Below are 13747 nucleotides of genomic sequence, written 5' to 3'. Positions count from 1 at the left end.
CACCATGAACGAAGCGCTGACATCGAGCATCAAGAAGATCCTGGTCACCAACCTCTTCGTGGAGCTTCCCGAGGATCAGATCGGCCTGGATGATGGTCTGCAGTCCGTCATCGGCCTGGACTCGGTGGGTTTCCTCGAGCTGCGCGTCATCTGCGAGGACCAGTTCAAGATCCGCATCTCCGATGAGGACTTCAACGCGGACAGCTTCCGGACCGTCAACCAGCTCGCGTCGCTCATCTCGAACCTCCAGACGGCGCAGGGGGTCGCGAAATGAAGGTGCCCGCCGTGGGTGAGAAGCTGAGCCCGCAGGACGTGGAGCGGCTGCGCGCCGGCATGGCGCTGCAGATGGACCACTATGCCGGTGGGCGGCTGCCGTTCTCCTGTCTCCAGGCGCGCGGGCTCGTGCAGCACATGGTGCCGCTCGAGGGTCCGGACGCGGGTCTGGTGCTGGAGGTGATGGATGCGAGCGGCGGTTACGCCAGCGCCTGTCTGGGCGCCGGTCACCCCCGCATGCAGCAGGCGCTGCGCGAAGGCCTGGAGAGCACCGGCTACGTCACGGACGAGCTGGGCTCGCTGGCGCGCGTGCAGTTGCTGGAGGAGCTGTTCGGCCCGGGTGGACTCTGGGCGGACCGCTTCCCGGGCGACCAGTACCACGCGAGCGGCCGCAACTCCGGCTCCGAGGGCCTGGAGCTCGCGCTGCGGCTGGTGCTGGAGACCAGCTTCGACCGGCGCCGGCTGTCGCCGAAGGCGGGCCGTGAGGGCCGGCGGACCATCCTCGCCTTCGAGGGCGCCTGGCACGGGTGGACCGGTGGCCTGCTCAGCCTGCTCAACCGCCGTCACTACCGCATCGGCCTGCCCGCGCCGAGCACCGAGGCTCCCTACGGCCTGGACGTGTCCTTCCTGCCGTACGCCGAGCCGGAGATCCTCGAGCGCTTCTTCGCGGAGAACGGCAGCAAGCTGTCCGCCGTCTTTGTCGAGCCCGTCCAGGGTGATGGCGGCATCATCGTGCCTCCTCCCGGCTACCTGCGGCGGCTGGCCGCGCTCTGCCGTGAGCACGAGGTGCTCCTCGTGGCCGACGAGGTGCTCACCTTCGCCAAGACGGGCCAGTTCTTCGGCATGACGGACGAGCAGGGGCCCATCCCCACCGACATCACCGTCATCGGCAAGAGCCTCGGCATGGGGGTCGTCTCCACGTCCATGGTCATCGCCCGGCGCGAGCTGTCCGTCCGCTCCAGCGGCGCGGTGTCCACGTCGGACCTGCGGCCCCTCACCAGCGCGGTGCTGCGCTCTGGCCTCAAGTTCCTGGTGGAGGAGCGGCTCATCGAGCGCGCCGGTCCCCTGGGCGAGGAGCTGCGCGGCCGGCTGAAGCAGGACGTGGTGGATGTCTTCCCCGAGCTGTTCCGCGAGGTCCGCGGCCTGGGCTACATGAACGGCATCGAGCTGACCGATAAGTCCGCGGGCGGCCTCACGAAGCTGCGCACCCGGCTCATCGAGTCCGGCGTCTTCGTGGAGTTCATGGCCGGCGCGGGCAAGCGCTCGCACGGGCTGCGCTACACGTTCCCCGCCATGCGTATCGCTCCGCCCCTCATCGCGGGCGCGGATGACCTGCGCGAGCTGGTCGCGCGCATCCAGAAGGGCGTCCGGAAGTTCGCCGAGGGGGGCGCGTAATGGAGGTGCGTCACCGCGTCGAGCACGTCGACACCGATGCCGCCGGCGTCGTCCACTTCTCCCGCTACGCCTCGCTGATGGAGACGGCGGCGCTGGATGAGTTGGAGCACCGGGGCGCCGGGCTCGGCGTGTTCGAGGCACAAGGGCTCGAGCTGCGCGTGCGGGATTTGCGCATCACCTACCGCAACGCCGCGCGCTTCCGGGACGGGCTGCTGCTCGTCCCGGCCCTGGAGAACGTGGGGCCCGCGAGCCTCAAGGTCGTGGTGAAGGTCTACCGCGAGGGCACCGGGCCCGAGCCCCTGTTGCTCGCCTCCGGCAGTCTGGATCTGGCCGTCGTCAACCATGAGAGTGGAGCACCCGTATGCATCCCGGAAAACCTGAAGGCCGCGCTGCAGCAGGCCCCGTCCCCGTGAGCGCCGCGCCCGCGAACGAAGTCCGTCAGCCCAAGCCCCTGGGCTTCACCGCCTTGCGCCAGTGGCTGCGGCACCGCCACCCGATGATCCTCCTGGATCGCATCACGGACCATGAGCCCGGCAAGTTCCTCGAGGCGCTCATCTCCATCTCGGGCAACGTGGACTGCATCGCGGGCCACTTCCCCGAGCGCGCCATCTACCCGGGCAGCAACCTCATGCAGGCCAATGCCCAGGCGGGCATCATCCTCTACCAGATGAGCACGTCCATGCTGGCCGAGGACGAGCTGACGTTGATTGGCTCGGTGGACTCGCGCTTCTTCAAGGTCGTCGTGCCGGGAGACCAGATCGTGCTGCGCATCACGGCCAACCGCCTGGTGGGCAACATGTTCCAGTACTCCGGCAAGATGACGGTGGACGGCAACCGCGTGGCGGCGTTCCGCGCCAGTCTGGTCCGCACCAAGGTCTCGGATCTGGGTTCGCCTCTATGGTAGCGCCCGTCGCCGTGACCGGCGCCGCGTGGAGCACGGCGCTCGGCAATGGGCTCGACGAGGTGTGGCGCCGGCTGCTGGCCGGTGAGCACGGCTTCGTCGAGGTCCCATCTCCTCATCGTCTGCGCAACGGGCTGGCCGCGGTGGTCCGCCCCTCGGAGGACGCCCCCGCGATCCGCCTGCGCCGTCTGGCGGTGGAGACGCTGGGCCGTGCCCTGTCCGAGGCCGGTCTGGCGACGGGTGGTGACAAGACGCGTCTGGTGCTGGGAACCAGCCTGGGCGCGTATCTCGATGATGCGCAGGAGCGGGAGGGTCCGCTCCACGCCTGGGTGGAGGAGGTCGCGCGCACGGTGGGCTCGACCACTCCGCCCATTGCCATCTCCACCGCCTGCTCCTCGGGCGCGGATGCCATCCTCGTGGGCGCGGAGCTCATCCGCTCCGGTATCGCCGAGGTGTGTGTCTGCGGCGGTGTGGACGTGCTCGCCCACAGCAAGCGGCTGGCGCACTCGGCGCTCTCCACCATGTCTCCCACGCGGCTGCGCGCCTTCGACCAGGGCCATGACGGCATGCTGCTCGGCGAGGGGGCGGGATTCCTCGTGCTCGAGTCCATGGCGCATGCCCGGGCCCGCTCGGCTCCGGTGTTCGCCGTCTTCCGGGGCGCTGGCTCGGCCAACGACGCGGCGAGCATGACGTCTCCGGATCCGTCCGCCGCCGGCGCACGGTTCGCCATCTCCCGCTCCCTCACGGACGCGGGGCTGACTCCCGGGGACATCGGGCTCATCAACGCGCATGGCTCGGCGACCCCGCTCAACGACCGGGCGGAGGCGGAGGCGTTCCGGGCTGTTTTCAGCACGGGCGCGTGCCCGCTCGTGTTCGCCACCAAGGGGGCCTTCGGGCACAGCCTGGGTGCCACCGGCGCGCTGGAGGCCATCGCGCTCATCCTCGGGCTGCGTGAGGGCGTGGTTCCCCCCGTCGTCGGCCTGGAGCAGCCGGACCCCGACTTCCCCTGTCCTCTTCCGGTGGGCAAGCCGGTCCACCATCAGGCCCGGTTCGGCTTGAGCCTGACGCTCGGATTCGGAGGTTTCGATACCTCCCTCGTCTTCGAGGTGCCGCGATGAGCCAGCCCGTTCCTGGAGAGAGCGCGCTCGTGCTGTCTGGCAGCGCGGTGGTGCGTGGGGACGCGCCCAACCCGTACGCGGCGCGGGTGAAGACGACCGTGCGGTACGCGGACCCCATGGCCTGGGCCCTGGTGCTCGCCATCGGCGAGGCCACGGCGCCCCTGGGCGAGGGCTTCCAGTCCGCGACGGACCGGTGCTCGCTGATTCAGTTGGGTCCCGAGGGGCCGCGCGAGGCCATGGCCCAGGTCGCCAGCGAGGCGCAGCGCGGCTTCGCCTCTCCCATCCGTTTTCCCTCGTCCACCCCGAGCGCGCCCGCCGGCCTGGCCTGCATCGTCCACGGCCTCCGGGGGCCGACGCTCGCCCTGACCCTGCCCGTGCAGGACGGCGTGGGCGTTGCCCTGGCGCTCTCCGCCTCGTGGCTCTCGCGCGGCGTCGTCGACTACGCGCTCATCGGAACCGCGGCCTCCATCCCCGGGGGACCGCCGCACGCCGGCTGTGTCGTGCTCACCCGGGGAACAGGACCGGGCGTCGCCCCGGAGCTCGTCGTACGGACCCTCCTTCCTCGAGCCTCGTGACCATGAACGAATCGCCCGCTGCCCTGGCTGGTGTGTCCCTGTCTTCCGTTCAGGGGTTCCTGGACCGTATCCAGGACCTGACCGACTCCGGGCCCCTGGAGCACTCGGTGGAGCAGCTCGCCGCCTCGTGGCGGGCGCATGGCCTGCGACCGGGAGATGTCGTCCTCGTGGCCCTCCCGAATGGTGCCGGACTGCTGGCCCATGTGTTCGGCATCCTGCTCGCCCGGGGCGTGCCCGCGCTGGTGTCCCCGTCCGCACCGGCTTCCCGGCAGCAGTCGCTCGTGGAGGCGCTCCCGGCTCGCGCGCTGGTGGCCATGCGCCGCCCGGCTCCCCAGGCCCAGGACGTGGAGCGTTTCTCCCTGGGCAGGGCCGAGGTGGCCCTGTTCTCCGATGCGCTGCCTCCGGGTGCGCAGCCCGGGGAGATGGTGCTGCTGACGTCCGGCACCTCGGGCTTCGCCAGCGGTTGTGTGTTCGACCTCGAGATGCTCTTCCGCAATGCGCTCCGGCATGCCGATGCCGTCGGGTTGCGCGCGGGGGACCGGGTGCTGGTGGACCTGCCGCTGTATTACTCGTACTCGATGGTGGCGCAGGCCTTCGCCTCGCTGCTGCGGGGCGCGGACCTCATCATCCGGGGGCCTCCGTTCCAGCCCGCCTCGTACCTGCGGATCCTGGCCGAGCGCGGCATCACTGTTTCCGCCCTGACGCCGCTCCTGGTGCGCTCGCTCCTCCAGCACGGCGGGCCCTTCCCCGAGGAGATGCGCTGTCTGGGTGTCGGCGGGGACGTGCTCTCCCCGGAGCACGTGGCCCAGTTGGTCCGCCTGCGGCCCAGGGGCGAGCTGTACCTCACCTATGGCCTCTCGGAGGCCGGGCCCCGTGTCGCGACGCTCGCGGCCCATGCGGAGCCGCAGCACCGTTTCGCCTCGGTGGGTCTGCCGCTGCCGGGCGTCCAGGTGTCGCTGTCTCCCCGCTCTCCCGGTGGGCACAAGGAGCTCATCGTGTCCTCGGACACGGTGATGAAGCGCCGGATCGGCTTCGTGGAGGGTGAGAAGCTCCTGGCCCTGCGCGGCCCCGGAGTGCTGGCCACTGGAGATAGGTTCGAGATCGACGCCGATGGGTACCTGTACTTCCAGGGGCGGTTCTCGGATTTCCTCGTGAAGGGCGGCGAGAAGATCTGCATGGCCTCGGTCCGCCGCCTGGCCACGACGCTCCCGGGAGTGATTACCGCGCGTACGCAGATCATCTCCGGCTCGGAGGGGGATGATTACGAGATGGTGCTGACGGTGGCGGGCACGCCGAGCCCCACCGAGCAGTTGGCCGGAGAGCTCGCGCGCCTCCTGCGGATCGCGGAGCGCCCACGGCGCATCCAGGTCGTCTCCGCGGACGAGGCCACGACCTCGCTGCACAAGTAGGTCGTCACCGCTGCCGTTTCACAACGGCCATTTCACCGCGGCCATTTCACCGCGGCCATTTCACCGCGGCCATTTCACAGCGGCCATTTCCCCTCTCCCCTCGGGAGAGGGACGGGGTGAGGGTATCTCGTGGACTCGGGTTCGCATCCACACGGGTTCAACCCGTGGGCCCCGATACCCTCACCCTGACCCTCTCCCGGAGGGAGAGGGGACAGTTGGGGACAATTGAGGACAGTGGGAACTGTCACACCTCCCGCATGCCCGGGCCCACCGGCAGCTCCGGATTCGCCAGCACGGCGTCCAGCAAGCGGATCCACTCCGCACGCAGGCTCTCGCCAGTCGCCGGGGCGAACAGGTCGGTGTTGAACTCCAGCACGCCGGCGAACCCCTCTTCCGTCTCCTGCAGCGACAGCGCGAGCTCGTAGGTGACGTTGCCGCGGTCCACCGCGTACGGCTGCACCTTGAGCCCCTTCATCTCCAGCGGCGACTCCGGGGCGTTCTGCAGGACGAACATCACCTGGAAGAGGGGCGAGCGGTTCGCCGGAGGCTGCGGCATCAGCGCTCCCGCCACCAGGTCGATGGGCACCTCCTGGTGCGCGAAGGCTCCCAGCGTCTCCTCGCGCACCCGCCGCAGCAGCTCGCGGAAGCCCGGAGTGCCCCGCAGATCCACGCGCAGCGCCAGCCCGTTGACGAAGATGCCGATGAGCGACTCGAACTCCGACAGGAGCCGGTTCGCGATGGGCGAGCCGATCACCACTTCCTCCTGGCCCGAGCGCCGCGCCAGCACGGTGCCGAGCGCCGACAGCAGCGCCATGTACGGCGTCACCCGCTCCTGCTGGCAGAGCGCATGCAGCGCGGCACTGCGCTCCTTGCCGAGGATCACCTCGCGGTAGGTGCCCTGGAAGGTCCGGGTGGGAGGCCTCGGCTTGTCCGTGGGCAGCTCCAGCAACGTGGGCGCGCCCGCGAGCGCCTTCCTCCAGTACCCGAGCCGATGCTCCAGCTCCTCACCGGCCAGCCAGCTCCGCTGCCAGGACGCGTAGTCCGGGTACTGGAAGCGCAGCGGCGGGAGCTCGGGCTCGAGGCCCTCGGCCAGGGCCGAGTACAGCGCGCCCAGCTCGCGGGCCATGACGCCCATGGACCAGCCGTCCGATGCGATGTGGTGCACGCAGAAGAACAGCAGGTAATCCTCTTCCTCCAGCCGCAGCAGCGAGGCGTGCAGCAGCGGCCCGCGCGTCAGCTCGAACGGGCGTGCGGCTCCCTCCGCCATGTGCTTCCGGGCCTCGTTCTCGCCGTTCTCCCGCCCGCGCAGATCCACTTCCCGCAGCTGGAAGTCGACCGAGTCGGCGATCCGCTGCCTCGGGCGGCCCTCCTCCTCGAAGAAGGTGGCGCGCAGGGACTCGTGCCGGGCGATGAGGGCCTGGAAGGCGCCCCGGATGGCGCGGGGATCCACCCGGCCCCGCAGCCGGAACGCGCAGGGGATGTTGTAGGCGCTGGACTCGGGGGCGCGCTGGAAGAAGCGCCAGAAGCGCTCCTGGGTGAAGGACACCGGGAGCGTGCCGCCACGAGGGGCGTGGACCATCGGGGGAATCGGACGCTGGAGCTCCACGGTGGGAACCACCTGTCCCGGCCGCTCGCCGAGGTGCTGCGCCAGCTCGGCCACCGTGGGACCCGTGAACAACACCCGGAGTGGCAACTGCACCCCGAACTCGACCCGGATCCGGGAGAGGAGCTGGGTGGCGAGCAGCGAGTGGCCGCCGAGGTGGAAGAAGTTGTCGTGGATGCCGACGCGCGCCACCTCCAGCAGGGCCGCCCAGAGAGCGCACAGGGCCTCCTCGGTGGGAGTGCGCGGAGCGGCGTACGTGTGCTCGTCGCCCCGCGTGGGCTCGGCCGAGGGCAGGGCACGGCGGTCCACCTTGCCGTTGGGCGTGAGCGGCAGGGCGGCGAGCTCGGTGAAGGAGGCCGGGAGCATGTGCTCCGGCAGGCGCTCGCGCAGGAAGGCACGCAGCTCGGACGAGGCGGGAGCCTGCTCGCGAGGAACGAACCAGGCGGCGAGCTTGCGGTCTCCACCGACCTCCACGGCCTGCACGGTGCACTCCTTGACGCCCGGGTGCAGGCGCAGCTGCTCCTCGATTTCGCCCAGCTCCACGCGGAAGCCGCGAATCTTCACCTGGTGATCGATTCGGCCCAGGTACTCGATGCGGCCATTGGGCAGGAAGCGCGCGAGGTCGCCCGTCTTGTACATGCGGGCACCCGGGCGGGAGCTGAAGGGATCGGGCAGGTAGATGCGGGCGGTGAGCTCGGGGCGGTTGAAGTAGCCGCGGCCCAGACGCTCGCCGGAGACGTAGAGCTCACCGGGCACGCCGACGGGGACCTGCTGCAGGTGCTTGTCGAGGATGTAGAGCGGGCCGTTGGACAGGGGCCGGCCGATGGGCACGGGAGCGCCGGTGGGAGGCGGCGTGGCGACGTGGTGGAAGGAGGAGAAGACGGTGCACTCGGTGGGGCCGTAGCCGTTGACCAGCCGGCGCGGAGGCCCGTGCACGAAGATCTCCCGCAGCGCCAGGGGATCCGCGGCCTCGCCACCGAAGACGAGCGTGTGGACGTTCTGGAAGGTGGCGGGGAACTGGCGGGCCAGGAGGTTGAGCACCGCCGTGGTCACGAACATGACGGTGATGCCCTGGTCACGCACCTGGGCCGTGAAGTCCTCGGGAGCACGCGCGGGGTCGGCGGTGATGCCGACGAGGTGCGCGCCGTGCAGCAGGGCTCCCCAGATCTCGAAGGTGCTGGGGTCGAACGAGGCGTTGGAGGCCTGGGCGACGCGGTCCGCCGGAGAGAAGGGGTGGAAGTCCCTGTCGTAGGAGAGCGCGCAGATGCCGCGGTGGAAGATGGCGCTGCCCTTGGGCCTGCCGGTGGAGCCGGAGGTGTAGATGACGTAGGCGAGGTTGTCGGGGCAGGCGGCGGGAGGCAGCGGCTCGGAGGACTGGCGGCGGATGGCTTCCGGGTCCGCGCCGGAGTCGAGGCGGACGATGGGCCCGGAGAAGGCGGGCAGGCGCTGGAGCTTGTCCTGGTGGACGAGCAGCACGCTGACGCTCGCGTCCTGGAGCATGAAGGCCAGACGCTCGGAGGGGTAGGACGAATCCAGGGGCAGGTAGGCACCGCCCGCCTTGAGGATGCCGAGGATGCCCACGACGAGATCCACGGAGCGCTCGACGCACAGGCCGACGAGGACCTCGGGGCCGACGCCGAGCGTGCGCAGGTGGCGGGCGAGCTGATTGGAGCGCTCGTCGAGCTGGCGGTAGGTGAGCGAGTGCTGGCCGTAGGTGACGGCGGGGGCGTCCGGGGTACGGGCGGCCTGCTGGGAGAAGAGCTCGTGGACGCACCGGTCGCGCGGGAAGTCGCAGGTGCCGGAGTTCCACTCGCGCAGGGTGTTCCGCTCGGCCTCGGTGAGGAGCGGGAGCGACGAGATGGGCTGGGTGGGCTGGGCGACGATGGCCTCCAGCAGCAGCTGGAAGTGGCCGGCCATGCGCTGGATGCGCTCGGTGTCGAACAGGTCGGTGTCGTACTCGAAGGTGGCGCTCAGGCCCTCGGGGTACCTGGCCATGAACAGCGTCAGGTCGCTCTTGGACGAGCCGCTGCGCAGCTCCCACGGCTCCGCGGTGGCGGTCATCTGCAGCGTGGCGGACGGATCCGGCTCCAGCGTGGGCACCGTCTGCAGCACGAACGAGACCTGCACGATCGGCGAGTGGCTGAGGCTGCGCTCCGGCTGGATGTCCTCGACCAGCTTCTCGAAGGGCATCTCCTGGTTCGAGTAGGCGCCGAGGGTTGTCTCTCGCACGCGAGTCAGCAGCTCCACGAAGGTCGGGTCACCCGACAGGTCGCTGCGCAGGACGAGCGTGTTGATGAACATGCCAATGATGCGCTCGAGCCCGGGCTGGATGCGGCCAGCCATGGGGGCGCCGACGACGATGTCCTCCTGGCCCGAGTAGCGCTGGAGCAGGACATTGAAGCCGGCGAGGAGCGTCATGAACAGCGTGACGCCCCGCTCGCGGCAGAGCGCCTCGATGGCCCGGGTGAGCGGCTCGCCCAGGTGGATGGTCAGGATGTCGCCCTTGTAGCGGTGGACGGGAGGCCTCGGACGGTCCGTGGGCAGCGAGAGGATGGCCGGGGCTCCGGCGAGCTGCTTCTTCCAGTAGGCGAGCAGTTTCTCGAGGGTCTCGCCGTTGAGCCACTGCCGCTGCCAGGCGGCGAAGTCGGCGTACTGGAGGGGGAGCTCGGGGAGGGACGAGGGCCGGCCCGCGGCGAAATCCCCGTAGATGGTGCGCAGCTCGGGCATGAGCACGCGCAGGGACCAGCCATCGGAGACGATGTGGTGGACCGTGAGGAGGAACTGGTGCTCCTGCTCGCCGAGCCGCAGCAGGGTCCCGTGGATGAGCGGGCCGGTGGTGACGTCGAGCGTCCGATGGAGCTCCACGAAGGACTGGCGGGAGGCCTCGGCCTCGCGCTCCTCGGGGGGCAGGTGGCTCAGGTCGTTGACGACCAGGGCGAAGGGTCCAGGAGGAGCGATCCGCTGGACGGGTGCTCCGTTGCCGGTGGCGACGAGGAGGGTGCGGAGCGCCTCGTGCCGGCGGAGGATCTCATCCAGGCTGCGCTGGAGCACGGCGACGTCGAGCGGCGAGGTGATGCGGTAGGAGACGAGGATCCGGTAGGCGAGGTTGCCGGGGTGGAGCTGCTCCATGAGCCAGATCCGCTCCTGGGTGGAGGAGATCTGGAGGTCGCCGGCGCGGGCGATGGGCCGCAGCTCCGGGCGCAGCTCCGCCGAGCCGCTGCGCAGGGCGGACTCGATGACCTCCGCCTGGAGCGCGAGGGTCGGGGCCTCGAAGATGCGGCGCAGGGGGAGCTGGAGGCGGAACGTCTCGTTGACGCGGGTGAGGAGCTGGGTGGCGAGCAGCGAGTGGCCACCGAGGTGGAAGAAGTTGTCGTGGATGCTGACCTGCTCCAGCTCCAGCAGCGAGCTCCAGAGCTGGGACAGGGTCTTCTCGGTGGGGGTGCTCGGAGGCTGATGGTTGCTCTCGTCTCCGCGGGTGTCGGGAGCGGGCAGGGCGCGGCGGTCCACCTTGCCGTTGGGCGTGAGCGGCAGCGCGGAGAGGACGGTGAAGGAGGCCGGCAGCATGTGCTCCGGCAGACGCTCGCGCAGGAAGGAGCGCAGCTCGGACGGGGTGGGAGCCGCGTGCTCGTGGGGGATGAACCAGGCGGCGATCTTCCGGTCTCCGCCGGCCTCGACGGCCTGGACGGTGCAGTCCTTGACGCCGGAGTGCAGGCGCAGCTGCTCCTCGATTTCACCCAGCTCCACGCGGAAGCCGCGAATCTTCACCTGGTGGTCGATACGGCCCAGGTACTCGATGCGGCCGTCGGGCAGGAAGCGCGCGAGGTCACCCGTCTTGTACATGCGGGCACCCGGGCTGGAGCTGAAGGGGTCGGGCACGTAGATGCGGGCGGTGAGCTCGGGACGGTTGAAGTAGCCGCGGCCCAGACGCTCACCGGCGACGTAGATCTCCCCGGGCACGCCGACGGGGACCTGCTGCAGGTGCTTGTCGAGGATGTAGAGGGGACCGTTGGCCAGGGGCCGGCCGATGGGAACGGACTGGCCGGCGGGCGGCGACGTGTCGACGTCGTGGTAGGTGGAGAAGACGGTGCACTCGGTGGGGCCGTAGCCGTTGACCAGCCGGCGCGGAGGGCCGTGCTTGAAGAGTTCGCGCAGGGCGACGGGGTCCGCCGCCTCGCCACCGAAGAAGAGGGCGTGGACGTTCTGGAAGGTCGCCGGGTACTGGCGGGCCAGGAGGTTGAGCACCGCCGTGCTGCAGAACATGACGGTGATGTTCTGGTCACGCACCTGGGCCGTGAAGTCCTCGGGCGCACGAGCGGGGTCGGCGGTCATGCCGATGAGGTGGGCGCCGTGCAGCAGCGCGCCCCAGATCTCGAAGACGCTGGGGTCGAAGGAGATGTTGGAGGTCTGGGCGACGCGTTGCCCCGGAGCGAAGGGCTGGAGGCTCCTGTCGTAGGAGAGCGCGAAGATGGTGCGGTGGTAGATGGCGCTGCCCTTGGGCCTGCCGGTGGAGCCGGAGGTGTAGATGACGTAGGCGAGGTTGTCGGCGCAGGCGGTGGGGGGCGGAGGCTGGGTGGACTCGCGGCCGATGGCGTCCAGGTCCGAGTTGGAGTCGAGGCGGACGATGGGCCCGGAGAAGGGCGGCAGGCGCCGGAGCTTGTCCTGGTGGACGAGCAGCACGCTGACGCTGGCGTCCTCGAGCATGAAGGCCAGACGCTCGGCGGGGTAGGCGGAATCCAGGGGCAGGTAGGCACCGCCCGCCTTGAGGATGCCCAGGATGCCCAGGATGAGGTCCACGGAGCGATCGACGCACAGGCCGACGAGGACCTCGGGACCGACACCCTGGGAGCGCAGGTGGTGGGCGAGCTGGTTGGAGCGCTCGTCGAGCTCGCGATAGGTGAAGGATCTCGGGCCGTAGGTGACGGCGGGAGCGTCGGGCGTACGGGCGGCCTGCTCGGAGAAGACCTCGTGGACGCACCGGTCACGAGGGAAGTCGAAGGTGGCGGAGTTCCACTCGCGCAGGGTCTGCCACTCGGCCCCGGTGAGGAGCGGGAGCGAGGAGATGGGCTGGGAGGGCTGGGCGACAGCGGCCTCCAGCAGCAGTTGGAAGTGGCCGGCCATGCGCTGGATGCGCTCGGCGTCGAACAGGTCGGTGTCGTACTCGAAGGTGGCGCTCAGGCCGTCGGCCGTCCTGGCCATGAACAGCGTCAGGTCGTTCCTGGACGTCCTGGCGAACACCCGAGTCCCATCGCCGGCCGTGAGCTCGTCCCGCAGGTCGAACATCACCTGGAAGATGGGCGCGTGGCCGAGGTTGCGCTCGGGCTGGAGGTCATCGACCAGCGTTTTGAAGGGAAGCTCCTGATGGGCGAGGGCGCCGCGCGTGACCTCGCGCACGCGAGCGAGCAGCTCCACGAAACGAGGGTTGCCCGACAGGTTGTTGCGCAGGGCGAGCGTGTTGGCGACGAGGCCAACGACGTTCTCCAGCTCGGGCCGGGTGCGGCCGGCGACAGAGGTGCCGATGACGACGTCTTCCTGGCCGGAGTAGCGGTGGAGGAGGGTGCTGAATCCAGCCAGGAGCGTCATGAACAGCGTGGCGTCCTCACGCTGGGCGAGTGCCTCCAGGCCCCGGGTGAGGGACACGGGGAGCGTCACGGAATGGCTGGCGCGCCGCAGCGCCTGGACGGTGCCCCGAGGGCGATCCGTGGGCAGCTCGAGGATGGTGGGGATTCCGGCGAGCTGCTTCCTCCAATAGGTGAGGAGCCGCTCCACGGCCCCACCATGAAGGGCCTCCTGCTGCCAGCGGACGAAGTTCTCGTACCGGGTGGAGGGCTCGGGGAGGGGCGAGGGCTGGCCGGCGGAGAGCGCGGCGTGGATCGTCCGGAGCTCGCGCAGGAGCACACCCAGGGAGTGGACGTCGGAGATGATGTGGTGGAGCGTGAGGAGGAGCTGGTGCTCCTGCTCGCCGAGCCGCAGCAGGGTGCCCCGGATGAGGGGACCGGTGGAGAGCTCGAAGGGCCCGCCTGCCTCCTGGGCGGCCAGGCGTGAGGCCTCGGCCTCGCGGTCCGCGGGAGGCAGGTGGCGCAGGTCGATGATGGACAGGGAGAAGGGCCGCGGGGGAGCAATCCGTTGGATGAGCGTCCCATCGACGGAGGCGAAGGTGGTGCGGAGCGCCTCGTGACGGCGGAGGAGCTCATCCAGGCTGCGCTCGAGCACGGCGACGTCGAGGGCGCCCGGCAGCCTCAGCGAGGTGGACAGGTTGTAGAAGGAGGTGCCTGGCTCGAGCTGGTCCATGAGCCACAGGCGCCGCTGGGCGAGAGAGGCGGGAACGACTCGGGCCTCGTCGGAAGTCGAAGAAGGGCGGGCTGCCGTGGCCTCGGGGCGGGGAACTGGCGTCATCTCGGGTTCCGTCTCTCGTTGAAGGACGGGGCGGAGAATAGCGGAGCGGTGAGCGGAGAGGACATCCCCCCTTCACTCCG

At 70.1% G+C, this 13747-nt stretch carries 8 protein-coding genes; 7 read left to right on the top strand and 1 reads right to left on the bottom strand.

Annotated elements, in window-relative coordinates; translation table 11 throughout:
* Nucleotides 1–4 precede the first annotated feature (4 nt).
* The 7 genes from Q664_RS09250 to Q664_RS09220 are packed head-to-tail and all read left to right on the top strand — an operon-like array spanning nucleotide 5 to nucleotide 5671.
* Nucleotides 5–274, top strand: coding sequence for an acyl carrier protein (locus tag Q664_RS09250; protein WP_043392332.1), 270 nt, complete (start codon nucleotides 5–7; stop codon nucleotides 272–274).
* The gene (locus Q664_RS09245) at nucleotides 271–1668 is read left to right on the top strand and encodes an aminotransferase class III-fold pyridoxal phosphate-dependent enzyme (protein ID WP_043392330.1); all 1398 of its coding nucleotides are present in this window, start codon (nucleotides 271–273) and stop codon (nucleotides 1666–1668) included. The genes Q664_RS09250 and Q664_RS09245 overlap by 4 nt, the downstream gene beginning before the upstream one ends.
* Nucleotides 1668–2081, top strand: a complete 414-nt coding sequence (locus Q664_RS09240) for an acyl-CoA thioesterase (RefSeq protein WP_043392327.1) — start codon at nucleotides 1668–1670, stop codon at nucleotides 2079–2081. The genes Q664_RS09245 and Q664_RS09240 overlap by 1 nt, the downstream gene beginning before the upstream one ends.
* Nucleotides 2078–2572 carry a 3-hydroxyacyl-ACP dehydratase FabZ family protein gene (locus tag Q664_RS09235; protein ID WP_043392325.1) on the top strand — a complete coding sequence of 165 codons (495 nt, stop codon included), beginning with the start codon at nucleotides 2078–2080 and terminating at the stop codon, nucleotides 2570–2572. Before Q664_RS09240 ends, Q664_RS09235 begins: the two co-directional genes overlap by 4 nt.
* A complete protein-coding gene (locus Q664_RS09230; protein ID WP_043392322.1) occupies nucleotides 2566–3687 on the top strand; it encodes a beta-ketoacyl-[acyl-carrier-protein] synthase family protein in 1122 nt (373 codons plus the stop codon). The genes Q664_RS09235 and Q664_RS09230 overlap by 7 nt, the downstream gene beginning before the upstream one ends.
* Entirely contained in the window at nucleotides 3684–4262 is a 579-nt protein-coding gene (locus Q664_RS09225) for a hypothetical protein (protein WP_043392319.1), read from the top strand. Before Q664_RS09230 ends, Q664_RS09225 begins: the two co-directional genes overlap by 4 nt.
* Before the next feature lie 2 nt (nucleotides 4263–4264).
* The gene (locus Q664_RS09220) at nucleotides 4265–5671 is read left to right on the top strand and encodes a class I adenylate-forming enzyme family protein (protein WP_043392316.1); all 1407 of its coding nucleotides are present in this window, start codon (nucleotides 4265–4267) and stop codon (nucleotides 5669–5671) included.
* A gap of 244 nt (nucleotides 5672–5915) precedes the next feature.
* Here the strand turns inward: Q664_RS09220 and Q664_RS56220 are convergent, their stop codons facing one another.
* The gene (locus tag Q664_RS56220; RefSeq protein ID WP_084609656.1) at nucleotides 5916–13667 is read right to left on the bottom strand and encodes an amino acid adenylation domain-containing protein; all 7752 of its coding nucleotides are present in this window, start codon (nucleotides 13665–13667) and stop codon (nucleotides 5916–5918) included.
* Nucleotides 13668–13747 lie beyond the last annotated feature (80 nt).

This window comes from Archangium violaceum Cb vi76 (genome assembly GCF_000733295.1).
GTDB lineage: Bacteria > Myxococcota > Myxococcia > Myxococcales > Myxococcaceae > Archangium > Archangium violaceum.
Note: the sequence above shows the minus strand (reverse complement) of the source record. Positions and strands in the feature narration are given on the sequence as shown.

What these genes read in the sequence shown, in the direction of transcription:
- Q664_RS09250 (WP_043392332.1), top strand. Translation starts at nt 5, where the DNA reads ATGAACGAAGCGCTGACATCGAGCATCAAGAAGATCCTGGTCACCAAC.
- Q664_RS09245 (WP_043392330.1), top strand. Translation starts at nt 271, where the DNA reads ATGAAGGTGCCCGCCGTGGGTGAGAAGCTGAGCCCGCAGGACGTGGAG.
- Q664_RS09240 (WP_043392327.1), top strand. Translation starts at nt 1,668, where the DNA reads ATGGAGGTGCGTCACCGCGTCGAGCACGTCGACACCGATGCCGCCGGC.
- Q664_RS09230 (WP_043392322.1), top strand. Translation starts at nt 2,566, where the DNA reads ATGGTAGCGCCCGTCGCCGTGACCGGCGCCGCGTGGAGCACGGCGCTC.
- Q664_RS09225 (WP_043392319.1), top strand. Translation starts at nt 3,684, where the DNA reads ATGAGCCAGCCCGTTCCTGGAGAGAGCGCGCTCGTGCTGTCTGGCAGC.
- Q664_RS09220 (WP_043392316.1), top strand. Translation starts at nt 4,265, where the DNA reads ATGAACGAATCGCCCGCTGCCCTGGCTGGTGTGTCCCTGTCTTCCGTT.
- Q664_RS56220 (WP_084609656.1), bottom strand. Translation starts at nt 13,667, where the DNA reads ATGACGCCAGTTCCCCGCCCCGAGGCCACGGCAGCCCGCCCTTCTTCG.